General features: G+C 69.4%; 19 protein-coding genes. 8 read left to right on the top strand and 11 right to left on the bottom strand.

Annotation, left to right across the window (positions count from 1 at the left end):
* Positions 1–200: 200 nt before the first annotated feature.
* From ACFVQG_RS35850 to ngcE, 5 genes are all read right to left on the bottom strand, one after another.
* Positions 201–1,301: a sugar ABC transporter substrate-binding protein gene (locus ACFVQG_RS35850; protein ID WP_383392196.1), complete on the bottom strand. Its 1,101-nt coding sequence runs from the start codon at positions 1,299–1,301 to the stop codon at positions 201–203.
* Positions 1,302–1,434: 133 nt separating this feature from the next.
* Positions 1,435–2,646 (bottom strand): ROK family protein, encoded by a 1,212-nt coding sequence (locus tag ACFVQG_RS35845; protein ID WP_383392194.1) that lies wholly within the window; start codon positions 2,644–2,646, stop codon positions 1,435–1,437.
* 256 nt (positions 2,647–2,902) lie between these two features.
* The gene (locus ACFVQG_RS35840) at positions 2,903–3,826 is read right to left on the bottom strand and encodes a carbohydrate ABC transporter permease (protein ID WP_383391971.1); all 924 of its coding nucleotides are present in this window, start codon (positions 3,824–3,826) and stop codon (positions 2,903–2,905) included.
* Positions 3,827–3,845: 19 nt separating this feature from the next.
* Positions 3,846–4,781 (bottom strand): carbohydrate ABC transporter permease, encoded by a 936-nt coding sequence (locus tag ACFVQG_RS35835; protein WP_383391969.1) that lies wholly within the window; start codon positions 4,779–4,781, stop codon positions 3,846–3,848.
* Positions 4,782–4,833: 52 nt separating this feature from the next.
* The gene (gene ngcE, locus ACFVQG_RS35830) at positions 4,834–6,294 is read right to left on the bottom strand and encodes an N-acetylglucosamine/diacetylchitobiose ABC transporter substrate-binding protein (RefSeq protein WP_383391966.1); all 1,461 of its coding nucleotides are present in this window, start codon (positions 6,292–6,294) and stop codon (positions 4,834–4,836) included.
* A gap of 364 nt (positions 6,295–6,658) precedes the next feature.
* Between ngcE and ACFVQG_RS35825 the strand changes: the two genes are divergently transcribed.
* From ACFVQG_RS35825 to ACFVQG_RS35795, 7 genes are all read left to right on the top strand, one after another.
* The gene (locus ACFVQG_RS35825; protein ID WP_383391963.1) at positions 6,659–10,477 is read left to right on the top strand and encodes a GH92 family glycosyl hydrolase; all 3,819 of its coding nucleotides are present in this window, start codon (positions 6,659–6,661) and stop codon (positions 10,475–10,477) included.
* A 164-nt stretch (positions 10,478–10,641) separates the two neighbouring features.
* A complete protein-coding gene (locus tag ACFVQG_RS35820) occupies positions 10,642–11,229 on the top strand; it encodes a TetR/AcrR family transcriptional regulator (protein WP_383391959.1) in 588 nt (195 codons plus the stop codon).
* Positions 11,230–11,292: 63 nt separating this feature from the next.
* Entirely contained in the window at positions 11,293–11,580 is a 288-nt protein-coding gene (locus tag ACFVQG_RS35815) for a YciI family protein (RefSeq protein WP_383391957.1), read from the top strand.
* A gap of 283 nt (positions 11,581–11,863) precedes the next feature.
* The gene (locus ACFVQG_RS35810; protein ID WP_383391954.1) at positions 11,864–12,085 is read left to right on the top strand and encodes a hypothetical protein; all 222 of its coding nucleotides are present in this window, start codon (positions 11,864–11,866) and stop codon (positions 12,083–12,085) included.
* Positions 12,086–12,352: 267 nt separating this feature from the next.
* Entirely contained in the window at positions 12,353–12,943 is a 591-nt protein-coding gene (locus ACFVQG_RS35805) for a hypothetical protein (RefSeq protein WP_383391952.1), read from the top strand.
* 126 nt (positions 12,944–13,069) lie between these two features.
* Positions 13,070–13,270: a hypothetical protein gene (locus tag ACFVQG_RS35800; protein WP_383391950.1), complete on the top strand. Its 201-nt coding sequence runs from the start codon at positions 13,070–13,072 to the stop codon at positions 13,268–13,270.
* A 27-nt stretch (positions 13,271–13,297) separates the two neighbouring features.
* Positions 13,298–15,277 carry an alpha-glucuronidase gene (locus ACFVQG_RS35795; protein ID WP_383391947.1) on the top strand — a complete coding sequence of 660 codons (1,980 nt, stop codon included), beginning with the start codon at positions 13,298–13,300 and terminating at the stop codon, positions 15,275–15,277.
* Here the strand turns inward: ACFVQG_RS35795 and ACFVQG_RS35790 are convergent.
* From ACFVQG_RS35790 to ACFVQG_RS35765, 6 genes are read right to left on the bottom strand one after another with little or no spacing between them, the layout of a single operon-like run.
* Positions 15,271–17,286, bottom strand: a complete 2,016-nt coding sequence (locus ACFVQG_RS35790; protein ID WP_383391944.1) for a beta-galactosidase — start codon at positions 17,284–17,286, stop codon at positions 15,271–15,273. The two genes, ACFVQG_RS35795 and ACFVQG_RS35790, sit on opposite strands and share 7 nt — an antisense overlap.
* Entirely contained in the window at positions 17,283–17,963 is a 681-nt protein-coding gene (locus ACFVQG_RS35785) for a hypothetical protein (protein WP_383391942.1), read from the bottom strand. The genes ACFVQG_RS35790 and ACFVQG_RS35785 overlap by 4 nt, the downstream gene beginning before the upstream one ends.
* Positions 17,960–19,471: a xylan 1,4-beta-xylosidase gene (locus ACFVQG_RS35780; RefSeq protein ID WP_383391940.1), complete on the bottom strand. Its 1,512-nt coding sequence runs from the start codon at positions 19,469–19,471 to the stop codon at positions 17,960–17,962. Before ACFVQG_RS35780 ends, ACFVQG_RS35785 begins: the two co-directional genes overlap by 4 nt.
* The gene (locus tag ACFVQG_RS35775) at positions 19,468–21,120 is read right to left on the bottom strand and encodes an extracellular solute-binding protein (RefSeq protein WP_383391937.1); all 1,653 of its coding nucleotides are present in this window, start codon (positions 21,118–21,120) and stop codon (positions 19,468–19,470) included. Before ACFVQG_RS35775 ends, ACFVQG_RS35780 begins: the two co-directional genes overlap by 4 nt.
* A gap of 33 nt (positions 21,121–21,153) precedes the next feature.
* Positions 21,154–22,026, bottom strand: a complete 873-nt coding sequence (locus ACFVQG_RS35770; protein WP_383391934.1) for a carbohydrate ABC transporter permease — start codon at positions 22,024–22,026, stop codon at positions 21,154–21,156.
* Positions 22,020–23,012, bottom strand: coding sequence for an ABC transporter permease (locus tag ACFVQG_RS35765; RefSeq protein WP_383391931.1), 993 nt, complete (start codon positions 23,010–23,012; stop codon positions 22,020–22,022). The genes ACFVQG_RS35770 and ACFVQG_RS35765 overlap by 7 nt, the downstream gene beginning before the upstream one ends.
* Positions 23,013–23,272: 260 nt before the next feature.
* On the opposite strand from ACFVQG_RS35765, the gene ACFVQG_RS35760 reads away from it, so the two are divergent.
* Positions 23,273–24,262, top strand: coding sequence for an acetylxylan esterase (locus ACFVQG_RS35760; RefSeq protein WP_383391928.1), 990 nt, complete (start codon positions 23,273–23,275; stop codon positions 24,260–24,262).
* Positions 24,263–24,283: the final 21 nt, after the last annotated feature.

Raw genomic sequence — 24,283 nt, 5'->3', positions numbered from 1 at the left:
CGCCTGACCCGGCGGGAGGTTGTGCAGAGAGAACTGGGGGGATGTTCCGTCCGGCGCCCCGCAGATAGCTTGCGGGGCTGTGTGACGCGGGGCGCCGGAGGAGCCTGGGCGCCGCGGCCGTCCCGAGGCCTCACGGGCCCGGACGGGAATCCTGGGGCGGATTCCCGTACCGGCTCGGGACGGGCGTGCGGCGGCTGGTGTTACTTGATGCCGAGCTTGTCGCAGGCGGCCTTGTACTTGCCGGTGCAGATCTCTTCGGCGGTGTAGACGCCGTCCTTGATGACGGTGTCGTTGATGTTCTCCTGGGTCAGCGAGGTGACGTCGACCAGGACGGACGGGACGGCCTTGGCGCTCTCGCTGTCGACCTTGTCCTTGGCGATGGAGTCCAGCGACTCGCCCTTGGCGAGCGCGACGGCCATCGCGGCGGCGGCCTCGGCCTCGGGGGCGTACGGCTTGTAGACGCTCATGAACTGCTCACCGGCGACGATGCGCTGCACGGCGGCGAGTTCGGCGTCCTGGCCGGTGACCGGGACGTCGAGGCCGGCGGACTTCAGGGCGGTGATGATGCCGCCCGCCATGCCGTCGTTGGCGGAGTAGACGCCGACGATCTTGTTCTTGCCGATCGCCGAGATCGCCGCCTCCATGTTGGCGTTGGCGTTGTCCGGCGACCACTCCTTGGTGTCGTACTCCTTGCCGACCTTCACCTTGCCGTCGAGGACGGAGTGCGCGCCCTCCTTGAACATGGCGGCGTTCGGGTCGGTGATGGAGCCGTTCATCATGACGATCTGGCCGTCCTCGGCCTTGTCGCCCAGCGCCTCCAGCAGGGCCTCGCCCTGGGTCTTGCCGACCTGCACGTTGTCGAAGGACGTGTAGGCGCTGATCGGGCCCTCGGCGAGGCGGTCGTAGGCGACGACCTTGATGCCCTGGTCAACGGCCTTCTGCACGGAGTTCTTGATCGCCTTGGCGTCCACGGCGTCCAGGATCAGCACGTCCACCTTGTTGGTGATCATCGTGTCGACCTGCTGCGCCTGGAGGTTGGCGTCCTGGCGGGCGTTGTTGTACTGGATCTCCGCCTTGTTGTTCGTCAGCTCCTTGATCTTCTGCTCGATCAAGGGGCGGTCGAACTTCTCGTACCGCGCGGTCTTGTTCTCCGGAAGCAGGAGACCGACCTTGATGTTGTCACCCTTGGCGGCCGACTTGGTGGAGTCGCCGCTGCCGCCATCCGCCTCCTCGGCGCTGCCACAGGCAGCCAGCGAGACGGCCATCGCACCTGCGGCGATGGCTACGGCGGCACGACGCATACGCGTGTTCACTTCAGAAACCTCCCTGACGAGGCCGCGTCGTTGCGGCCGAGGTGGCTGGAAGTCAACTCGGCCACACGTGCGACGTCAAGAAGTAAATCCTTAACGGGTTGGCAACGGTGCCATCCGTTCTCTAAGTGAAGGCAGGTGCCGCGGCGTGCAGGGTGCCCCCCGCACTTCCATCCAGAAGGGTCGAATCACCCATCTCGCTGAGCGCGAGAGCGAGCGCTCCGAGCACCTCCGCACGGCCACCAAGAGCCCCCGGGAGAACGGACAGTTGACGCGCCGCGCTGGGGATCGCGTAGCGGCCGACGGACTCCCTGATCGGCCCGAGCACCAGCTCACCGGCCTCGGCGAGATCACCGCCGAGGACCACCCTGCTCGGGTTCAGCAGATTGCACAGGTTGGCGACTCCACTGCCGATATGACGGCCGACGTCGGCGATCACCCGACGGCAGCCCGGGTCTCCGTCCCGCGCCAGCCGCACCACGCCCTCCATCGTCAGATCGGTGCCGTGGCTGGGCTGGAGCAGCGGGAGCACATAGCGCGCGGCCGTGAAGGTCTCCAGGCAGCCCCGGTTTCCACAGCGGCAGACCGGGCCGGATTCATCGAGTGTAATATGTCCGATTTCACCGGCTGTGCCGCCGGGACCCCGGTAGATCTTCCCGTCGATCACCAGACCGGCGCCGACACCGCTGGCGACCTTGATGTACGCCAGGTCGCGCACGCCCTTGCCGCTCCCCCAGACCAGCTCGCCCAGGGCGCCCAGGTTGGCGTCGTTGTCCACGTGCACCGGCACGCCCAGCCGCTCGCGCAGCTCCTCGGCGGGCTTGGTGCCGCCCCAGCCGGGCAGGATGGCGGTCGAGCCGAGGGTGCCGGACTCCACGTCGATCGGCCCCGGCACACCGAGGCCCACTCCCGCGACCTTGGAACGGTCCACGCCGGTCGCCTCGATCAGCCGGTTGACCAGTTGTTCCGCCCGGTCCAGGCCCTGTGCGGCGGAGGCGTCGACGTCCATCGGCTCGGACTCCTCGGCCAGCACCTGGTGGGCGAGGTTCCCGACCGCGACGCGCAAATGCGTATGCCCGAAGTCCACGCCGACCACGATCCCGGCGTCCCCGCTCAGCGAGACGCTCCGGGCCCGGCGGCCACCCGCCGAGGTGGGTGTGACCTCGACCGTTCCGTTCTCCCTGAGTTCGCGGACGATATTGGAGACGGTGGCCGCGGACAGTCCCGTCGTCCTGGCGATCTCCGCCTGGGTCAGCGATCCGGCCAGCCGCACGGCACGTACGACACGCTCCAGGTTGGCTCGGTGCAGCGACGACTGCGACCCCGGAGTCTCCACGACGACCTCCCGCGCGCGGGACCGCTTCGATGAGGCCCCGTCCATGTCCAACTAGTGAACTCTAAGCTGAGCCGTTCGGGGTGCCGCCCGTCAAGAGGTTGAACAGTTTCCGCGTCCGTGCACACCCGCGCGCACGCCGTCACCAGGGGCGGGAACGGCGTGCGCACGGGGCACTGCGGAGGGCTACGGAGGTTTGTCTCCAGGGTGCGGGGTCAACCACAGAGGTTGGAGTCAGCCCCACCCTGTCATGGCGCGCTCACTTCAGAGTGGCCGAGGTCAGGCCCGCCTGCACCTGGCGCTGGAAGGACAGGTAGACCACCAGCATCGGCACCATCGCGATCGTGACGCCCGCGAACAGGGCGGGCAGGTCGGAGGCGTACCCCTGCTGCTGCTGGAGCTGGATCAGCCCCTGGGTCAGGACATAGCGCTCGGGGTCGTCGCCGCTCTGCGGCTGCATCAGCACCGTGGGCAGGATGAACTGGTTCCACTGGCCCAGCGTGTTGAAGATGCCGACGCTGATCAGGCCCGGCTTCGCCATCGGGAGCATCACCTGGAAGAAGGTCCGGGTGTGCGAGGCCCCGTCCAGGATCGACGCCTCGAAGACCGCGGTCGGCAGGGTGCGGAAGAAGGCATGCATGAAGAAGACGGTGAACGGCATGCTGTATGCGACATACACCAGAATGAGTCCCTGGTACGTGTTCAGCATGTCCAGCCGCTTCACCATGAAGAACAGCGGCACCAGCGCCAGGAACACCGGGAACATCGCGCCCGCGACGAAGAAGTAGTACAGCAGGCGGTTGCCCCAGAACTCGTAGCGGGCCAGCACGTACGCCGCCATGGAGCCCAGCAGCATGGTCAGCGGCACCGAGAACGCCAGCACGATCACGGTGTTCAGGAAGTAGTCCCCGATGCCCTTCTCCCAGGCGCGGGAGAACACGTCGAGGTCCCAGTGCTGCGGCCAGCCGAAGGCCGAGCCGCCGATCTGGGCGTCGGTCTTGAAGGAGCTGAGCACCAGCCACAGCAGCGGCAGGACGATCAGCAGGGCCCACAGGGCGAGGAACCCGTGCGAGAAGACGTTCAGGACGACGCCCTCGCCGCGCCGGTCGCCCGGCCGGGGCGGGGCGGCGACCTTGGACGGCCGCACCGGGGCGGCCTCGGGCTCCTTGATGGGTGCGCTCATGGTGGTGGTCTCCCCCGCCTCAGAACTCGACGCGCTCGCGGCGGGTGGCGCGCAGCATCACGACGGACAGGATCAGGGTGAGCAGCAGCATGATCACGCCCATCGCGCAGGCGTAGCCGCTCTCGCCGTAGGTGAGGAAGTTGCGCATCAGCACGGTCGCCATGACCTCGCTGTGGTGGTCGGGGCCGCCGCCGAACTCGCCGCGGGGCACGGTCATGGTGGAGACCAGGATGAACATGTCCATCGCCACGATGCCGAGGTAGACCCAGGCGGTCTGCACCGAGTCCCACAGCAGCGGCAGGGTGATGCGGAAGAAGGACTGGGCGCGGCCCGCGCCGTCGATGAGCGCGGCCTCGTAGATGTCCCTGGGGATGGACTGCATCGCGGCGGAGAACAGCACCAGGTAGAAGCCGACGCCGTGCCAGACGACGACCACGATCAGCATCCACAGCACCAGGTTGGGCTCGTTGAGCCACTCGATGGGCCGGTCGGCGTCGACCAGGCCCAGCTTGATGAGGAGGCCGTTGAGCATGCCGCCGCCGTCGCTGCGGTACACCGCCTCGAAGAGCACGGCGAGAATCGCCAGCGACAGCACCTGCGGGAAGAAGTAGACGATTTTGTAGAACCGGGAACCGGCGACGCCGGAAACGCCCCCGGCCTTGCCGCGTCCGCCCGCGTTCAGCATGAAGGCGAAGAACAGGGCGAGCAGAATGGTGATCACCGGGATGAACACCAGGAACAGGATGTTGTGCCAGATGGCCCGCATGAAGACGTCGTCCTGGAACAGCGCCTTGTAGTTGTCCAGGCCGACGAAACTGAAGGTCTGCGACTGGCCCTTCCAGTCGGTCAGCGAATAGCCGAACGTCTGGATATACGGCCAGATGACGAAGATCAGATAAAGCGCCACGGGAGCGAAGAGGAATCCCGCGACGAACCGGTACTGCCCTTTGCGCATTGGCGTTCCTGCCCCTGGTGTTCCGGACGGTGACCTGCGGCCCCCCTTGCTGCTATTCGCGGCGGTTGTTCTTGGCGGCGGGGTCCTTCGCGGCCTCGTTCACGGCATCCTGGGCCCGCTTCAGCCATTCCTTGGGCTGGATGCGCTTGGCCATCAGCTCGTTGGACGCGTTCTGGATCGCGGTGTCCATCTCGCTGTACCACTCGGTGTACAGGTACCGGAAGGTGTTGTCACCGGCCGCCTTGGACGCCTCGACCGTGGACTGGGTGCCCGGCCGCAGCCGCACGCTCGGGTCGACGCCGTCCTGGAGGATGGTCAGCGAGTTGGCCTCCTTGGCGAACAGCGTCGACCATTCCTTGGAGAGCATCATCCGCATGAACTCCTTGGCCGCGGGCAGGTTCTTGGCCTTGGACGGGATGATGAACGGCTCCCCGGAACCGGCCCGGATCGCCTCGAAGGGCATCGCGCTGCCCTCGAGGAGCGGCATCGGCAGGAACTTCATGTCGAAGTCGTCCGGGGTCTGCTTCAGCTGCTCGTTCTCCAGCCAGGAGCCGGAGGTGATGAAGGCGGCCTTGTACTGGTTCCAGCGGGTCTGCGACTCGGTGTGGGTCAGGCCGTTCGTGCCGGGCATCAGATAGCCCTTCTCGACGACCTCGTAGACCGCCTCGACGGCGGCCTGCGCGGCGTCGGAGCCGACGAACGCCTTGGGGTCGAGGTTGTCGATGGCCTTCATGGCCTCCAGACCGCCCTTCTTGGCGATCAGGTCCATGATGGCGACGTTGATGTAGTACGGGTACTTGCCCTGGTGGGCGAGGCCGCCGATGCCCTGCGCCTTGGCGTCCTTGCAGATGGCGAGGAAGTCGTCCCAGGTCTGCGGCTCCTCCCAGCCCTTGTCGGCGAAAAGCTTGCCGGAGTACCACAGGCCCCACACGGTGTAGATGTAGTTGAGGGCGACGACCTTGCCCTCCTGGAGGCCCGGGTCGAGGGTGCCGGGGATGACGGTGTCGCGCACCTTCTTCGACGGGTCGTCGACCGACGGGGCGTCCAGCACCTCGGCGAGGTCGAGCAGCTGGCCGTTCTTGTAGAGCACATCGATCTTGATCTTCTGAGCGCCGGAGTTGTCCACGATGTCCGGCGGGTTGCCCGCGTTGAAGCGGGGCTGCAGCTTGCCGGTGATCTCCTGGGTGCCGGTGTGGCTGGAGGTGACGCCCCACTGCTTCTGGAAGGCCGCCTCCCAGGCCTTGGCGTAGTCGTCGCCGTAGCCGCCCTTGAAGATGACGACGTCGAGCTTGCTGCCGTCCTTCACCCCGAAGGGGTTCTCCTTGGAGACCTTCCCCTGCGCGTTGTCGTCACCGGAGTCGTCGCCCCCGCCGCTCGCGCACGCGGACAGGAAACTCATCGCGGGTACGGAGACCAGGCCCAGTGCCGCGGACCGCTTGATCAGGGCACGGCGGCCGACACCCGTGACGCCGGTGCGGTCGGGGCCGTTGTTCTCGGCGGAAGTGGATCCCATGCTCAAGTCCTCGCCTTCTTCCAGGACTCAGGCGGTGAACCGGATCCTCCCCGGCACCGCGGTGGGGTCAAGCAGGGTCTTACAGGAAGCCGTGCAGGAAGTGCCGTGCATGCGAAGTGCCGACAGGTATAGTCCACTTCCCGCCAACGGAGCAAGATCGAATGCAAGGTTGGCCATGGGTCTTTTCCGAGTTGAGACCTCGCGGAAATATGAGCCCGCTGTGGGTGGCTTGCCGGAAAAATCCATGACATTGACCCCTAATACCCCAGGCAACACCCTTGACATAGCTGTGCACTTGAGCCCCTACTGATCCTTGCGCACCGAAGGTGACAACGTTGTCCGCAGCGCAGAGAGGTACTCAGGTATGCAACGCAGAACTCGGCACAGAGTTGGGCCCGGATGGAGTACGGCGGTCGTGTGCGCGGCCGCCTTTGTCATGGCCGTGGGGACGCCGGGCGCGGCGGTCGCCCTGCCCGAGGCCCCCACGGCACCCGGCGGGGAGTTCGCGTCCTCGTTCGAGGCGGACGACCCGGCGCCGGACTGGCGGAACACCGTCGACACCGCCTCCGACGGCACCAAGCGCGCCTCGGGCGTCGACGGCGGCTACAGCAGCGGCATCCCGGGCAATGTGACCGACAAGGTCACCGACGTACGGGCGAACGGCGAGAACTCCGGCGCGGGCGAGGTCAAGGAGAACCTCGTCGACGGGGAGCCCAGCACCAAGTGGCTGGTCTTCCAGTCCACCGGCTGGGTGGAGTTCGACCTGAGCGAGCCGGTGAAGCTGGTGACGTACGCGCTCACCTCGGCCAATGACTTCGCCACCCGTGACCCACGGGACTGGACCCTGAAGGGTTCCGCGGACGGCACCACCTGGCGGACCCTGGACACCCGCGAGGGCGAGACCTTCGCCGAGCGCTTCCAGACCAGGACCTTCGACCTCGCCGAACCGGCCGAGTTCCGGCACTTCCGGCTGGAGATCACCCGTAACAACGGCGCCTCGGGCATCACCCAGCTCGCCGATGTCCAGTTCTCCGTCGGCGGCGCGGACGGGCCGGTTCCGCCGGACATGCTGTCGCTGACGGACCGGGGCCCGACCGGGTCGCCGACCGCGAAGGCCGGGGCGGGCTTCACCGGCAAGCGGGCCCTGCGCTACGCCGGACGGCATACAGCCGACGGCAGGGCGTATTCGTACAACAGGATCTTCGACGTCAACGTGCCCGTCGGGCGCGACACCCAGCTGGCGTACAAGATCTTCCCGTCGATGGCGGACGGCGACCTCGACTACGACGCCACGAACGTCGCCATGGACCTGGTGTTCACGGACGGCACCTCGCTGAGCGAGCTGAAGGCGACCGACCAGCACGGCTTCCCGCTCACCCCGAAGGGGCAGGGCGCCTCGAAGGTGCTGTACGTCAACCAGTGGAACAACGTGGTCTCCCGGATCGGGTCGGTCGCGGCGGGGAAGACGGTCGACCGCATACTGCTGGCATACGACTCCCCCAAGGGCCCGGCGAAGTTCCGCGGCTGGATCGACGACGTGTCACTGAAGACCGTCGCCCCCGAGAAGCCGAAGGCACACCTGTCCGACTACGCGGTCACCACCCGGGGCACCCACTCCACCGGTGGCTTCTCCCGCGGCAACACCTTCCCGGCGACCGCGGTGCCGCACGGCTTCAACTTCTGGACGCCGGTGACCAACGCGGGCTCGCTGAGCTGGCTGTACGACTACGCGCGGGCCAACAACGCGGACAACCTGACCACCATCCAGGCGTTCAGCGCGAGCCATGAGCCGAGCCCGTGGATGGGCGACCGGCAGACGTTCCAGGTGATGCCGTCGGCGGTATCCGGTACACCGGATACCGCACGCACCGCCCGCGCCCTCCCCTTCCGCCACGAGAACGAGACGGCCCGCCCGCACTACTACGGCGTCCGCTTCGAGAACGGCGTCAAGGCGGAGATGACGCCCACCGACCACGCCGCGATGATGCGCTTCAGCTACCCCGGCGACGACGCGAGCGTCCTCTTCGACAACGTCACCGACCAGGCGGGCCTGACCCTCGACAAGGACAGCGGCACCTTCACCGGCTACTCGGACGTGAAGTCCGGCCTGTCCACCGGCGCCACCCGCCTCTTCGTCTACGGCACCTTCGACAAGCCGGTCACCGACGGGGCGTCCAGCGGCGTCAAGGGCCACCTGCGCTTCGACGCGGGCGCCGACCGCACGGTGACCCTGCGCCTGGCGACCTCGCTGATCAGCGTCGACCAGGCGAAGGACAACCTCCGCCAGGAGATCCCCGAGGGCCGCTCCTTCGAGGCCGTACGGGACGCCGCCCAGCGCCAGTGGGACCGCCTCCTCGGCAAGGTCGAGGTGGAGGGCGCGACCCCGGACCAGCTGACCACCCTCTACTCCAACCTGTACCGCCTCTACCTGTACCCCAACTCCGGCTTCGAGAAGGTCGACGGCAAGTACCAGTACGCCTCGCCCTTCTCCCCCATGCCGAACCCCGACACCCCCACCCACACCGGCGCGAAGATCGTCGACGGCAAGGTGTACGTCAACAACGGCTTCTGGGACACGTACCGCACGACATGGCCCGCGTACTCCCTGTTGACCCCCAAGAAGGCCGGTGAGCTGGTCGACGGCTTCGTCCAGCAGTACAAGGACGGCGGCTGGACCTCGCGCTGGTCGTCCCCCGGCTACGCGGACCTGATGACCGGCACCTCCTCCGACGTGGCGTTCGCGGACGCCTACGTCAAGGGCGTCGACTTCGACGCCAAGGCGGCGTACGACGCGGCCGTGAAGAACGCGACGGTCGTGCCCCCGTCCGCGGGCGTCGGCCGCAAGGGCATGGCGACCTCGCCCTTCCTCGGCTACACCAGCACCGCCACCCACGAGGGCCTCTCCTGGGCGCTGGAGGGCTTCCTCAACGACTACGGCATCTCGAGGATGGGCCAGGCCCTGTACCGGGAGACCGGCGAGAAGCGCTACCAGGAGGAGTCGCAGTACTTCGCCGACCGCGCCCAGGACTACGTCAACCTCTTCGACTCGCAGGCCGGTTTCTTCCAGGGCCGTGACGCCGAGGGGAACTGGCGGGTGAAGTCCTCGGAGTACGACCCGCGCGTGTGGGGCCACGACTACACCGAGACCAACGGCTGGGGCTACGCCTTCACCGCCCCGCAGGACAGCCGCGGCCTCGCCAACCTCTACGGCGGCCGGGGCGCCCTGGCGGACAAGCTGGACGAGTACTTCACCACCCCGGAGACCGCCTCCCCCGAGTTCGTCGGCTCCTACGGCGGTGTCATCCACGAGATGACCGAGGCGCGGGACGTGCGGATGGGCATGTACGGCCACTCCAACCAGGTCGCCCACCACGCGGCGTACATGTACGACGCGGCCGGGAAGCCCTGGAAGACCCAGGAGAAGGTCCGCGAGGTGCTCACCCGCCTCTACACCGGCAGCGAGATCGGCCAGGGCTACCACGGCGACGAGGACAACGGCGAGCAGTCGGCCTGGTACCTCTTCTCCGCCCTCGGCTTCTACCCGCTGGTGATGGGCAGCGGCGAGTACGCCATCGGCTCCCCGCTGTTCACCAAGGCGACCGTCCACCTGGAGAACGGCGAGGACCTCGTGGTCCGCGCCCCGAAGAACAACGCCAAGAACATCTACGTACAGGGCCTGAAGGTCAACGGCCGCAGCTGGCACTCGACCGCGCTGCCGCACTCCCTCCTCGCCAAGGGCGCGGTACTGGAGTTCGACATGGGCCCGCGGCCGTCGTCGTGGGGCACGGGCGACGAGGCGAGCCCGGTCTCCCTCACCAAGGGCAACCGCGAGCCGAACCCGCGCGCGGACGTCCTGAAGGGCGAGGGCGCCCTGTTCGACGACACGTCGGCGACGGAGGCGGCCGTGACGACGGCCGTGGAGCTGCCGGTGCCGTCCGCCGCCAAGGCGGTCCAGTACACGCTGACCTCCCCGACGGACCGCGCCAAGGCCCCGACCGGCTGGAAGCTCCAGGGCTCCGACGACGGCACCGAGTGGCGGACCCTGGACGAACGCTCCGGCGAGTCCTTCGCCTGGGACCGCCAGGTACGCGCGTTCACGGTGGGGCAGCCGGGTGCGTACGGGAAGTACCGCCTGGTCCTGGAGGGTGAGGCGACGATCGCGGAGGTGGAACTCCTCGCCTAGGTCACCCCGTTCCCTCGCCATCGGCTGATCCAGAGGCTCCGGATTCCATCCGGGGCCTCTGGCTTCTGCGCCCCTCCTTGCCGGGCTAGGACGGATGTCCTAGAGTGCCGACTGTCGTCTAGGACACTCGTCCTAGACACGGTCACCGGACGTGAGGGGTCGTCGTGGGAACGCGCGAGCAGATCGTCGACGCGGCGAACCGCCTGTTCTACCAGCGCGGCTTCGAGCCGACGTCCTTCGCGACGATCGCGGAGACGGTGGGGATCTCGCGGGGCAACTTCTACTACCACTTCAAGACCAAGGACGAGATCCTCCAAGCGGTGATCGAGGCCCGGCTGGTCAGCACGCGGAGGATGCTCGCCGAATGGGCGGACGGCTCGACGGACCCGCTCGCCCGCGTGCGGCGGTTCGTCGAGATGGTCATCACCAACCGCGGCGAGATAGAGAGCTACGGCTGCCCGGTCGGCACCCTGACGAACGAACTCGCCAAGCTCGACCATCCCTCCCGCACGCACGCCGTGGGCGTCTTCGAACTGTTCCGCACCTGGCTGCGCGAGCAGTTCGAGGGCCTCGGGTTCGACGCGGAGGCGGCCGACGACACCGCGATGCACGTCCTGGCCTTCAGCCAAGGCGTCGCCACGCTGTCGAACGCGTTCCACGACGGCGACTTCGTGCACCGCGAGGCCGACCGGATCACCACCTGGCTCAGTGAGCGGGTGGCCGCTCACACCTCCGCCGACGGCGAGCGCTGAGCCGCCCTCTCCTGGCCCTCCGCGGCCCTTCTCCCTCCTGCCCCTGTCGATGAGGAGACCTTCGTGTACGTCGCCCTGCTTCGCTTCTCCGCCAACAAGCCCGCCGCCGCCGAGCACATGGCGGGCCACCAGGACTGGATCCGCCGGGGTGTGGAGGACGGTGTCTTCCTGCTGGTGGGAAGCATCCAGCCCGGACAGGGCGGCGCGGTGCTCGCCACCGGGACCACGCTGGAGGACTTCCAGGCGAGGGTCGCCGAGGACCCGTTCGTGGTCCACGACGTCGTGACGGCGGAGGTCATCGAGATCGCGCCCAACCTGACGGATCCGCGGCTCGCGTTCCTGAAGGACTGAAGGGGCTCCGGAGTCGTCGCTCCGCAGCCCCGCCCTTCGCCCGGTCAGGTGTCCGGCGCCGTCACGGGCACAGCACCTCGGAGCCGCAGTTGGCGAGGTGCGGGTCATAGACCCGGCCGTACCTGCCGCTCACGGTGGCACGGCCGAAGGTCCACGAGTTCCCGGACCCGTTGTACACGTGGCACCAGTACGTGCACTCCTCGCCCGGGTCCAGGTACCAGCGAGGCGGGCAGGGAAGCGATGTCCGTACCGTGTCACGTCCGTACGGGGGAGGATCTGAGGAGTGGACAGCGAGTTTCCAGACGACCGCAGCCTCGACCACTACTTCCTGCGCTTCCCCCGCGCGGCGCTCGCGATCCCCGACCGGGCTCTGCGCGAGATCACCGCGGTCCCGTTGGGGCCCGACTCGCCCCTCACGCGGCTCGCCTTCACCTACTTCTCGCACCTGTCCGCCAACGCGGAACTGCAGCAGGGCGGGCATGCGGACGCCGCCGTGGAGCGCTGAGGAACCGCGACCGTGGGAGTCCGTCTCCGGCTCCCGGGTGCGGGACCTGGCCCATGAGGAGGTCATCGAGATCGAGCGCGCCGAGCAGAAACTCATCAAGGCGTGTATGACGGACGAGGGTTTTCCCTACTGGGAACTCCCGGTGCCCAGCGTCGACGAGCGAAAGTCAACCAGTGCGCGGCCGGTCTCATCGGCGACGGCGCGTCGAACGACGCCGGACCGGGGCCCTGCACGCGAAGTGACTTCAAGTGCTGGTTCCACGAGCCGGTGCGGTGGAAGGACGACTGCACCTACTCCTGCGGCAACGAGTTCTTCCGCTTCCCCTCCCCCACCTACGACGCCGAACAGGCCGACGGCACGGCCTACCCGCCCGACTGCGCCACCACGGGCCTCCCGTCCAACGCGATGATCATCGACGACGTGCCGACCGGCACCCCACCCGTGCGGACGGGCTGCTCCAACAGCGGCTGGTCCCACCGCGGTTCGGACGACTCCCGGCGACCCGAGTGCGGCACCGACGGCCACGCCTACAAGCAGGGCAGCGCGCAGCCCCTGCTACGGCACAGCTTCATGCCGAGCCAGTACCTCCACCGCAACGGCCGGGCCGCCAAGCTGCTCGGCGAGCGCTCCGGGCTCGCCGGGCCGGTGCACGACGGCAACTCCGAGAAGTGCAGCGGTCCAACGGCGGACGCGGCGGCGAACGACACTCCGTACGGGCCCTGCGGGACGACCGGCAACCTCCACGGAGGCAACCCCTGGGGCATCGGCTACCTCGTGTGGGACCCCGGCGTCGACCCGGCCACCGGGCACTTCTGCTCGGACCCCAACCGGAGACCGGATCCGCAGTACAGCAACTGAACGGCGCGTGAACCCGGCACCGGGTTCGGCAGAGCACGACGGCGTGGGCCCCGGGGCCGCCCCCGGGCCCACGCCGGACGTCTGGGAACGGAGGATGAGGACGGGGAGATCCCCGGCCATCACCACGTGTTCCTCAGCGGAGACGACGACCACGCCACGACGGAGGTGACGGCTCTGCTGCGGTCCTTCGGCTGGGTCCCCGACCAGGTCACCGACCTCGGGGACCTGTCCAGCGCCCGCGCGGCGGAACCACTCATGCCGCTGTGGCCACGGCTCTACGGGGTCCTGGGCTCAGCGGACGTCACCTTCCCGGTCGCCACCGCGTAGACGCAGGCCCGATACCTTGTTCGGGTGATGGATGCCCAAGACGCAGGCACCGACCCAGCCTGGCTGCCCCCCGCCGCCTTGAGCGCCGTGGGTGCCCGGCGGACGCTGATCCGGGGAGCCGGGGGTCCGCTGGTGGACACCGTGTACGGGGAGGTGGCGGAGGCCTGCGCTCGGTTCGGGGGGTCGGTCGAGCGGGGCGGCCGTGGGGCGGACGCGGCTGCCTCCTACGGTCTCGTGTTGGACGTCGGCGGCGCCGGGTGGGGCGACGAGTCCTTCACCCATGCCCGCGCGAACGCCACGACGACCATCACGGCCCCGGGCGAACGGGGGCTTCTGCACGGTCTCTTCCACCTCGTACGGCTGGGAGAGGGCGCCTTCCAGGGTGAGCGGGCCCCCGAGACGCACCGGCCCGCCCTTCCCCTGCGCATGCTCGACCACTGGGACAACGTCGCCGTGCACCCGGTCATGGGCCAGGTGGAGCGGGGATACGCGGGCGGGTCGCTGTTCTGGGCCGACGGGCGGGCGCGCGAAGAACCCCAACGGATACGGGCGTACGCCCGGCTGCTCGCCGCCTGTGGGATCAACGCCGTGGCCGTGAACAACGTCAACGTGCATGAGGTCGAGGCACACCTGCTCACGGACAGGATCGGTGAAGTCGCCGCTCTCGCCGAGCTGTTCCGTCCCTACGGCATCCGCACCCACCTCTCCGTCACCTTCGCCGCGCCGATGGTGCTGGGGGGAATGCCGACCGCCGATCCCCTGGACGCCGGGGTAAAGGGCTGGTGGGCCGACGCCACCGCCCGCGTCTACGACGCCATCCCCGACTTCGGCGGCTACGTCGTCAAGGCCGACTCCGAGGGCCAGCCGGGCCCCTTCGCCTACGGCCGCAGCCACGCCGACGGCGCCAACATGCTGGCCGCCGCGCTGGAGCCGTACGGCGGTACGGTCCACTGGCGGGCCTTCGTCTACGACCACCGACAGGACTGGCGGGACCGGACCACCGACCGGGCGCGGGCCGCCCACGACCACTTCGCGCCGCTGGACGGGGAGTTCGCGGCGAACGCCGTGCTCCAGGTGAAGCACGGGCCGATGGACTTCCAGGTGCGGGAGCCGGTGTCCCCCGTCATCGGCGCGATGCCCCGCACCCGGCTCGCGGTGGAGTTGCAGGTCACCCAGGAGTACACCGGACAGCAGCGGCACGTGTGCTGGCTGGGGCCGATGTGGAGTGAGGTGCTGCGGTTCCGGCCGGACGGGGAGACGGCGGTCGGCGGTCTGGCGGACGGGCTCGTCGCCGTGTCCAACGTCGGGGACGACCCTTACTGGACCGGGCACCCCCTCGCCCAGGCCAACCTCTACACCTTCGGGCGGCTCGCCTGGGACCCGGGCGCGGACCCGCGCGCGGTGCTCGGCGAGTGGATCGCGCTGACCTTCCCGGACGCCCCCGAGCGGCTGGTCAGCGGCCTGCACGCCGTGCTCGACGGTTCCTGGCGGACGTACGAGAAGTACACCGCTCCCCTCGGGGTCGGGTTCATGGTGCAGCCGGGGCACCACTACGGGCCCAGCGTCGACGGCTACGAGTACAGCCCCTGGGGCACCTACCACTTCGCCGACCGCGACGGTGTCGGCGTCGACCGCAGCGCGGCCACCGGCACCGGGTACGCGGCGCAGTACGCCAAGGTGTGGGCCGACGTCTACGAGTCGCCGCGCACCTGTCCCGACGAGTTGCTGCTGTTCTTCCACCACGTGCCGTACGAGCATGTTCTGCACAGCGGCCGAACCGTCATCCAGCACGTCTACGACACGCACTTCGAGGGCGTGGCGGAGGTGGAGGCGGCTCGGGAGGTGTGGACCTCGCTGGCTGACGTCGTGGACGCGGCGCGGCACGCGCGCGTGGCCGAGCGGTACGAGGAGCAGCTCCGGTCGGCCCGGGAGTGGCGGGACCAGATCAACAGCTACTTCTCGCGGAAGTCGGGCGTGCCGGACGCGCGGGGGCGGCGCATCTACTGAAGCCGCAGGACGGCCACCCCGTACGGGTCGAGGGTCAACGGCTCCCCCTCCTCGGTCCGTTTGCCCGTCAGGAGGTCGACGGACGTGCACGCGGCCGTCAATGACGCCGGTGCGGGGGCGTGGTTGAGGAGGAAGAGGAGACGGGTGCCCTCCGGGGTGACCCTGGTCGCCGTCTCCAAGGTCCGGTGGTCCGCGTACGGGCCCAGCAGACCGTGCCGGGTCAGGACGCGGCGGACGACCGTGTCGACGCCGGGCTGGTCGAGGGCGGTGGCGACGTACCAGGCCTCGCCGCCGTCGCCGTACCGGTTGCGGGTGACGGCCGGGGTGCCCGCGTAGAAGTCGGTGCCGTAGGTGGCGATCGGCTCGGCGCCGGTCAGGTGCACGATCTCGAAGACCAGCCGGGCCTTGGCCGCCAGTTCGGGGACCGTCTGCTCGAACTCCTCCGGCCTCGCGTCCCATTCGTCGACCCTGATGCCCATCAGGGGGGCCAGCGGGCCGGGCACGTCGGCCCGGAAGGCCCGGTCGTGTTCGTCGACGCGGCCGGACAGGAACGTCGCCAGCACCGTGCCGCCCCTGGCGACGACGGCCTCCAGGCGGGCGGCCAGGTCGCCCTTGATCATGTGGAGGGCCGGGGCGAGGACCACGTCGTAGCGGCCCAGGTCGGCGGTGTGCGGGGTGACGTCCACGTCCGCACCGGCCTCCCGAGCCGCCCGGTAGTAGGCGTGGACGACGTCCAGGTAGCGGACCAGGCGGGACGGGCCGTCCGAGAACTCCAGGGCCCACCAGCTGTCCCAGTCGAAGATCAGCGCGGTGCGGGCGGGGGTGTGCGCGCCCAGCGTCGCGGCGCCGAGGCGGGTCAGCTCCTCGCCCAGCGCGGCGGTCTCGCGGAAGACGCGGGTGTCGGCGCGGCCCGCGTGCCCGATCACCGCGCCGTGGTACTTCTCGCAGGCTCCGCGTGAGGCGCGTAGCTGGAAGTACAGGGTGGCGTCGGCGCCGTGGGCGATGGCCTGGAAGGTGGCGAGGCGGAGTTCCCCGGGGCGGCGCAGGGGGTTGACGTCGCGGCAGGCGGTGGTGGACGGGGTCTGTTCCATCAGCCAGAAGGGGGCGCCGTCCTTGAGGCCGCGCATCAGGTCGTGGCCGAGGGCGGGGCGGGTCGGCGGGGCGTCCAGGGGCGGGTAGTTGTCCCAGGAGGCGAAGTCCAGGTGCGGGGCCCAGCGGTGGTAGTCCAGGGGGCGGTAGGGGCCCATGAGGTTGGTGGTGACGGGGGCCGCCGGGTCGTGGCGGCGGATCGCCTCCTGCTCGGCGCGGAAGCAGTTGAGGAGGGCGTCCGTGGTGAAGCGGTGGTAGTCCAGGGTGATGCCCTGGAAGGCCGTGTGGTCCGGGCCGCGCCAGTGTTCGGTGAGGGCGCTCGGGGGTTCGATCTCGTCCCAGTCGGTGTAGCGGTGGGACCAGAAGGTGGTCCACCAGGCGTCGTTGAGGGCGTCGAGGGTGCCGTGCCGGTCGCGCAGCCAGGCGCGGAAGGCGTCGGCGCAGAGGCCGCAGTAGCAGGCGCCGCCGTACTCGTTGTTGATGTGCCAGGCCAGGAGGGCCGGGTGGTCGGCGTAGCGGTCAGCGAGGTGGCCAGCCATGCGGGTCGCGTGGTCGCGGTACGCCCGTGAGCTGGGGCAGAAGTTGTGGCGCTGGCCGTAGCGGTGGCGGCGGCCCTCGAAGTCCGTGCGGTTGACCTCGGGGTGGCGTCTCGCCAGCCAGGGCGGGACGGCGGCCGTGCCGGTGGCCAGGCAGACGCCGCGGCCCTCCGCCGCCGCGCGGGCGAGGATCCGGTCCAGGACGGTGAAGTCGTACGTGTCCGGGCCCGGCTGGGTGAGCGACCAGCTGAAGACGCCGACCGTCAGCGTGTCGATCCCGGCCCGCGTGAACAGGCGGTGGTCCTCGTCCCACACCTCCTCGGTCCACTGCTCGGGGTTGTAGTCGCCGCCGTAGGGGATCTTGAGGGTGCGGGGGGCGGTCATGCCGTGAAGTCCTCCTCGGTCTCGGCGATCAACGGGCGGCTGCCGTGCAGCAGGGAGAGCAGCAGCGGGGCCGCCAGCAGGGCGGGCAGGGCCTCGGTCAGCAAGGCGGTCGCCGTGGCGGCCAGGACCAGCAGGGACGCCGCGGCGAGGGTGGCGCGGACGTGCCGGAAGAGGAAGTACGCGGCGAGGCGGGCCGTGTCACGGGCGCGGAAGGCGAACAGGGAGGTCAGGACGAGGGCGTGGGCACCCCAGAGCAGGGACCCCGCGCCGACCACGGCCAGCAGCACCGCCCACCAGCCGGGCAGGCCGGTGGCGGAGAAGTGGGTGAGCGTGAAGGCGATCACCGTCAGCCAGGCCAGCAACGGGGTCCACAGCTTCAGCGCGGGCAGCGCGTTGAGCCGCCAGCCCCGCCGGTAGGCGCGGGCCGGGTGGAGGTCGGTGAGGTCGCGGTCGCGGTGGTGGAGGGCGTAGAGGGCGGCGGAGAGGGCCGGGCCGAGCGGAAGGAGGCAGAGCGCGGCCAGGGGGAGGTTGGCGGCGTCCGCCGGGCCCAGCAGGAACAGTCCGGCCAGGCCCGGGGAGGCGGCGAGGAGCAGCAGCGCCTCGACGGTGACGAGGGTGTGGATCAGGGCGGCGGCGCGGGACAGGGGTCCCGCGCCGAAGTCCGTCGTCGTGGTCATGGTGCGGGCTTCCGGCCGAGCAGGCGGCCCTCGTCCCACCAGGGCGGGGCCTCGTCCGAGACCGGTGACAGTTCGACGAGGGTGACCTCGTTGCGGGTCAGGGTGAGGGTCAGCTCCGCCCGGCCCTCGGCGACCGGGACGCGGGCGTGGGAGCGGGACGGTTCCGCCGCCTCGTGGAGGATGTCGAGCTGGGCGGGCTTCGGGGAGCGGGGGCTGCCCATGTGCCGCCAGGCGGTGTGCGCGTTGCCGCGTTCCTCGTCGACGGAGGAGCGGCGTACGAAGGCCTGTCCCCCGCCGACGGGCACCGACAGTCGGAGGGTGTGTCCGTCGGGTCCGGGCGTCTCGCCGGACGCGTCCACCGGCGCCCACGCCAGCACCGTCACCCGGCCGTCGCGGTGCCGGGTGACCAGGTGGTCGTCGCCGCGGGCCAGCAACTCCTCGCCCGACCGGGCCAGGAAGGCGTACAGGTGGTACGTCGGTTTGCGCACCTGTCGGTGGGTGAGCAGGCCGAAGCCGCCGTGGAAGAGGGCTGTCGGTACGCCCGCCTCCTCGAAGACGTCGCTGAACGTCCAGTAGGAGAAGGAGTCGGCGTGCTCGGCGCCGCCCGTGACGACCGGGGCGAGGTAGGCGGCGTTGAAGGCGGTGTCGTGGATGGGGTTGTCGGGGCAGTAGGAGGAGTTGAACTCCGTGATGTGGACGGGGAGTTCGCCGAGGGAGGTGCCCTTCAGCACTCGGCGGGGGGCGGCGAACTGGTCGAGCAGGTCGCTCGCGGGCGCGAGGGTCTGGTACGTGCCGAACGGCACGTGCTGTCCGGGGCCGGACGAGTAGGCGTGCCGGGAGACGAAGTCGACGGGGACCTGGCGCCGGTCGGCGAACTCGGCGAATCCGGTCAGCCACTCGTCGGCGCCGGGTGAGATCGCGGGGCCGCCGACCTGGAGACCGGCGTCGACCTCCTTCACGGTGTGCGCGGTGATCTCGTAGAGCCGGTGGTACGCCGCCTCGTCGGCGTCCAGCCAGAACATGGGGAGGTTGGGTTCGTTCCACACCTCGATGGGCCAGGTGCGGACCTCGTCGAGGCCGTAGCGGTCGATGAGGTGGGTGAGCGTGGCGCGGACCAGGGCGGCCCACTCCTTGGCGTCGGCGGGCGGGGTGACGTTGCCGCGCCACCAGAAGACCGTGTGGTCGCCGGAGGCCAGCTCGGACGGTGTGAAGCCGAGTTCGAGGAACGGGCGGATGCCGACGTCGAGGAGCGCGTCGAAGACCTGGTCGAGGTAGGTGAAGCTGTGGTGGACGTGCCGGGCGCCCTGCCAGTCGTAGGGGCGGTGGATGCCCATGCCGTCGCTGAACAGGCCGTGGCCGCGCAGGTAGCGGAAGCCGATCTCCCGCTGGAGGAGGCTCAGCGAGTCCTGGTAGTCGCGGCGCAGGGCGAGGTCGAGGCGGCCGGTGCCGACGCAACTCCGCCAGGCGTCGGGGAACCGGCCCTGGGGCTCGGCGGGGACGTGGATCATCCGTGCTCCTTCCGGAACCGTTCATACGCCGTGTTGTGCAGGTCGATGAACTGGTCCATGTTCTTGGCCTTCAGCTCGGAGACATAGGCGTCCCACTCGGACAGCGGGCGCTTGCCGAGGACGAACTGGAGGGTGTTCTGGGTGACGTGGTCCTTGAGCGGGGTGTCCCAGAGGGTGGCCTGTTCCTGCTCGTGGGACTGGAGGGGGTGGGCCGGGTCGACGGGGAGTTGTTCGCGCTGGGACATGGCGTCCTCGAACTCCTTCTCGTCCGGGCCGAAGGAGGAGGAGACCAGGTCCCAGCTGCCGCCGTAGGTGAAGACGCCGTTGAAGAAGCCGTAGTCCTTCTGGAGGTCCTTGGGGGCGTCCGGGTCGGAGCCCATGAGGCTGATGCCGTCGGCGGGTTCGTAGGCGGCGCCGGAGCGGGTGTAGGTGGCGCCCTCGATGCCCCACTTGCAGAACCGCTGGCCCTCGTCGGAGTACCAGAGCCAGTCCACGAACTGCATCAGCGCCACGAAGTCGTCGCCGTCCAGCGCCTTGCTGGAGATCATCACGCCGTTCTCCAGCCGGGCGCCGCCCAGGACGACCGGTCCGGCGGGGCCGAGCGGCACCGGCACCATGTCGATGGTGGCGCCCTCGACCTGCTTGGAGAGGTTGTAGCGGTAGTTCTGCACCAGCTCCTGCGGGTTGGCGCTGATCGCGAAGGACCGCTCGGACAGCAGCTTCTTCACGGCCTCGTCGTCGGTCTGGGTGAAGCTCTCGGGGTCCATCAGCTTCTCGGCGACCAGCTTGCGCAGATACTCGACGACCTGCCGGTAGGCGTCCGTGGCGCCGGTGAAGACGAACCGCTCCTGCCGCGTGTCCCAGGTGGTGTTGGCGTAGGTCCAGCCCGCCTTCACGCCGTACGCCCCGCCGAGGTAGCGCATCAGGGCACCGGCGGGGAAGGGGGTGTTGGTGCTCCAGCGGTCGGAGAACACATAGCGGTCGGGGTACTCGGCCTTGATCGCCTTGAAGACGTCGTACACCTCGTCCCAGGTGGTGGGCGCGGTGAGGCCGAGCCGGTCCAGGACGTCGGTGCGCAGCGCCAGCGAGTAGCCGGACTTGACCTTCTCGTGCAGGCCCGGCAGGAGGTAGGACCTGCCGTCGGACTGCCGGATGGAGTCCAGCTCGGGCTCCAGCCGCCACTTCCTGACGGTGTCCCGGAAGTGGGGCATGAGGTGGGTGTAGTCGCTGACCGGGAGGATCGCGCCGGACGAGACGAAGGCGACCTCGGAGGGGTGGTAGGTCTTGGGGATCAGCACCGGCGCGTCCCCCGCGCCGATGAGCAGGCTGCGCTTCTTCTCGTAGTCGCTGAGCGGGACGTTGACGGGCTTGAGGGTGATGCCGGTGCGGCGGGTGAGTTCCTTCCAGAACAGCCAGCCGCCCTTCATCGGATAGGTCGGGTTGTCGTTGTGCAGCACCGAGAAGGACAGCGGCTTGGCGGCCTTGAACTGGTCGCCGACGCGGTACTTCTTCATCGCGCCGTTCTGCTTCTTGCTGAGGTCCTTGGGGTCGCCGCCGTCGTCGCCGCTGCCGCAGCCGGTGAGGGCGGCGAGCGAGGCGAATCCCGCGGCGGCGAGTATCTGGCGGCGTGACAGTGGTCCGTTGTTCATCGGGTGCTCCCTCAGATGGTGGGGGTACGGCTGTCAGCCCTTGACCGCGCCGAGCATCACGCCCGAGACGAAGTAGCGCTGGATGAACGGGTACACGCAGAGGATGGGCAGCGCGGTGAGCACGATCGTCACCGCCTGGATGTTCGCGGCCACCTGGGTCAGCTCCGCCGTCGCGGCCCCGGCGTTGCCGCCGCCGGTGGCGCCCGCGATCAGGTTGCGCAGGTAGACCGTGACCGGCATCAGCTCCGAGCGGTCCATGTAGAGGAACGCGCCGAACCAGGAGTTCCAGAAGGACACCGAGTAGAACAGCACCATCGTCGCCACCACCGCCTTCGACAGCGGCAGCACGATCCGCAGCAGGATGCCGTACGTGCTCAGCCCGTCGATCTGCGCGGCCTCCTCCAGCTCGGTCGGCAGGTTCTCGAAGAAGGCCTTCATCACCAGCAGGTTGAACACGCTGATGGCGTTGGGGAGGGCCAGCGCCCAGATGGTGTTCTTCAGGCCGAGGCTGGTGATCAGCACGTAGTTCGGGATCAGTCCGCCGGTGAAGAACATGGTGAACACCGCGATGCCCACCAGCAGTCCGCGCCCCTTGAGGTGCTTCTTCGACAGGACGTAGGCGTAACAGGTCGTCAGGACCATCGCGATGGCGGTGGACACGACCGTGTAGAGCACGGTGTTGCCGTAGTTCCGCCAGAACATCGAGTCCTTGAAGACGATCTCGTACGTGGTGAGGTCGAACCCCTTGGGCCACAGGGTCACCTCACCGGCCCGGATCTGGCGCTCCCCGCTGAAGGACCGGGCGACGATGTTGAGGAACGGGTACAGGGTGACCACCACGACGAGGCTGAGGATCACCCCGTTGACGCCCTGGAAGACCCGGTAGGAGCGGCTCGGTCTCACCACAGGCTCGTCCCCACCGTGCGCCGGGAGAGCTGGTTGGCCGAGGTGATCAGCACCAGCCCGATGATCGCCTCGAACAGACCGATGGCGGCGGCGTAGCTGAAGCTGTTGGACTCGAGGCCGGTGCGGTACAGGTACGTCGAGATGACGTCGGCGGTCGGATAGGTCAGCGGGTTGTAGAGCAGCAGGACCTTCTCGAAGCCGACGGCCATGAACGTGCCGATGTTCAGGATCAGCAGTGTGATCATGGTGGGGCGGATGCCGGGCAGGGTGACGTGCCAGATCTGCTGCCAGCGGTTGGCGCCGTCGATGCGCGCGGCCTCGTAGAGGTCCTCGTCGATGGTGGTGAGCGCGGCGAGGTAGAGGATGGTGCCCCAGCCCGCGGTCTGCCAGATCTCCGAGCCGACGTAGATGGTACGGAACCACTCCGGCTCCTGGATGAAACGGATCGGGTCGTGACCGAACCAGCCCAGGGCGTGGTTGATCGGGCCGTCCGTCGCGAGCATCTGGAGGGTGATGCCCGCGACGATCACGATCGACAGGAAGTGCGGCAGATACGACACCGACTGCACGAAGCGCTTCAGGGCGCCGCGGCGCACCTCATTCAGGAGCAGGGCGAGCACGATCGGGATCGGGAAGCAGAACAGCAGGGTGAGCCCGCCGAGCCACAGCGTGTTGCGGAAGACCTGCCAGAACGTGGGGTCGCTGAGGAACATCTCCACATAGCGCAGGCCCACCCACTGCTCGCCGAGGATCGATCCGCCCGGCTCGAAGCGGCGGAAGGCGATCACGTTGCCGATCATCGGCAGATAGCGGAAGACCAGGAAGAACAGCAGCGGCAGGACGGCCAGCGAGTACAGCTGCCAGTCCCGGCGCAGGGCCCGCCGCCAGCTGGTGCGCGCGGACGGCCGCGGCGCGGCGGGCTTGGCCTCCTTCGGCGGTGGGTCCTGGGTGCCGGGTGGTGGAGCCGATGTCGCGGAAGTGCTCATGCATGGGCCTCCCGATGGCGCGGGGTACCGAGACCTGGCGTAACCGAAAGTTTCGGACTCCCCCCGGTAACTTTGCGGCAAAGCTAGGGGCGGCTGTAATGGGTGTCAATGGGGGTGACAGAGGGAGGAGTCAGGGGTTCAGAGTGCTTCGAGAGCACTTGACGGCGAAACATTCTGATGCAAAGACGCAACGATCGGACCGCTTTGCGCCAAGCGGGATCCGACCACGACCGAATCCACCGGACGCACCGGGAGGTCCCGTGCCCGCCTTCGATCTGCCGCCGCACGAGCTGGAGCGGTACCGCCCGGCCGTCGAGGAGCCCCTCGACTTCGACGACTTCTGGCAGCACACCCTGAAGGAGGCCGCCGCACGCGAACCCGTCCTCTCCGTACGGCCCGTGGCGACCGGGCTGCGGCTGGTGCGGACCTGGGACGTGACCTTCCGCGGCTTCGCGGGCGACCCGGTGCGCGCCTGGTTCACCCGCCCCACCGACGCGCCCGGCCTCCTCCCCGCGGTCGTCGAGTACGCGGGTTACGGGCGCGGCCGGGGCTTCCCGCACGAGCGGCTGACCTGGGCGAACGCCGGATACGCCCATCTGCTGATGGACAACCGCGGCCAGGGCGACCAGTACGGCAACGGCGGCGACACCCCCGACCCGCACGCCACCGCGCCGGGCGGCCCGGGCCCGGCGGTCCGCGGCCTGCGCAGCCCCCACGACCACCACTACCGCCGCCTGATCACGGACGCCGTCCGCGCCGTCACCGCGGTGCGCGCCCTGCCCGGCGTGGACCCGACCCGGGTGGCCGCGCTCGGCAACAGCCAGGGCGGCGGCCTCGCGCTGGCCGTCGCGGGCCTGGTCCCGGACCTCGCGGCGGCCCTGGTCACCGCCCCGCTGCTGTGCGGCATCCGACGGGCGCTGGAGCTGGCCGACGCGGGTCCCTACGGCGAGATCGCCGCGTATCTCGCCGTCCACCGCGGCGCCGAGGCCTCCGCCCACCGCACGCTCGCCTACCTCGAGGGCGTCTCCTTCGCCCGACGCGCCCACGCGCCCGCCCACTTCGGCGTGGGCCTGCGCGACACCGTGTGCCCGCCGAGCGGCGCCTACGCCGCCTTCAACCGGTACGCGGAGCTGAGCGGCGCCGATCCGCGCCGGGAGATCCACGCCTACCCCTACAACGGCCACGAGGGCGGGGACGCGCTGCACGTCCGGCGGCAACTGGACTGGGCGGCACGGGTGCTGGCCCACTGAGGGGCCCGGGCGGGGTGGGAG

This window comes from Streptomyces sp. NPDC057877 (genome assembly GCF_042796855.1).
In the GTDB taxonomy this organism is placed as follows: domain Bacteria; phylum Actinomycetota; class Actinomycetes; order Streptomycetales; family Streptomycetaceae; genus Streptomyces.
This window is presented reverse-complemented; position numbering and strand designations above follow the sequence as displayed.

What these genes read in the sequence shown, in the direction of transcription:
- ACFVQG_RS35850 (WP_383392196.1), bottom strand. Translation starts at nt 1,301, where the DNA reads ATGCGTCGTGCCGCCGTAGCCATCGCCGCAGGTGCGATGGCCGTCTCG.
- ACFVQG_RS35840 (WP_383391971.1), bottom strand. Translation starts at nt 3,826, where the DNA reads ATGAGCGCACCCATCAAGGAGCCCGAGGCCGCCCCGGTGCGGCCGTCC.
- ACFVQG_RS35835 (WP_383391969.1), bottom strand. Translation starts at nt 4,781, where the DNA reads ATGCGCAAAGGGCAGTACCGGTTCGTCGCGGGATTCCTCTTCGCTCCC.
- ngcE (WP_383391966.1), bottom strand. Translation starts at nt 6,294, where the DNA reads ATGGGATCCACTTCCGCCGAGAACAACGGCCCCGACCGCACCGGCGTC.
- ACFVQG_RS35825 (WP_383391963.1), top strand. Translation starts at nt 6,659, where the DNA reads ATGCAACGCAGAACTCGGCACAGAGTTGGGCCCGGATGGAGTACGGCG.
- ACFVQG_RS35795 (WP_383391947.1), top strand. Translation starts at nt 13,298, where the DNA reads ATGGATGCCCAAGACGCAGGCACCGACCCAGCCTGGCTGCCCCCCGCC.
- ACFVQG_RS35790 (WP_383391944.1), bottom strand. Translation starts at nt 17,286, where the DNA reads ATGACCGCCCCCCGCACCCTCAAGATCCCCTACGGCGGCGACTACAAC.
- ACFVQG_RS35785 (WP_383391942.1), bottom strand. Translation starts at nt 17,963, where the DNA reads ATGACCACGACGACGGACTTCGGCGCGGGACCCCTGTCCCGCGCCGCC.
- ACFVQG_RS35780 (WP_383391940.1), bottom strand. Translation starts at nt 19,471, where the DNA reads ATGATCCACGTCCCCGCCGAGCCCCAGGGCCGGTTCCCCGACGCCTGG.
- ACFVQG_RS35775 (WP_383391937.1), bottom strand. Translation starts at nt 21,120, where the DNA reads ATGAACAACGGACCACTGTCACGCCGCCAGATACTCGCCGCCGCGGGA.
- ACFVQG_RS35765 (WP_383391931.1), bottom strand. Translation starts at nt 23,012, where the DNA reads ATGAGCACTTCCGCGACATCGGCTCCACCACCCGGCACCCAGGACCCA.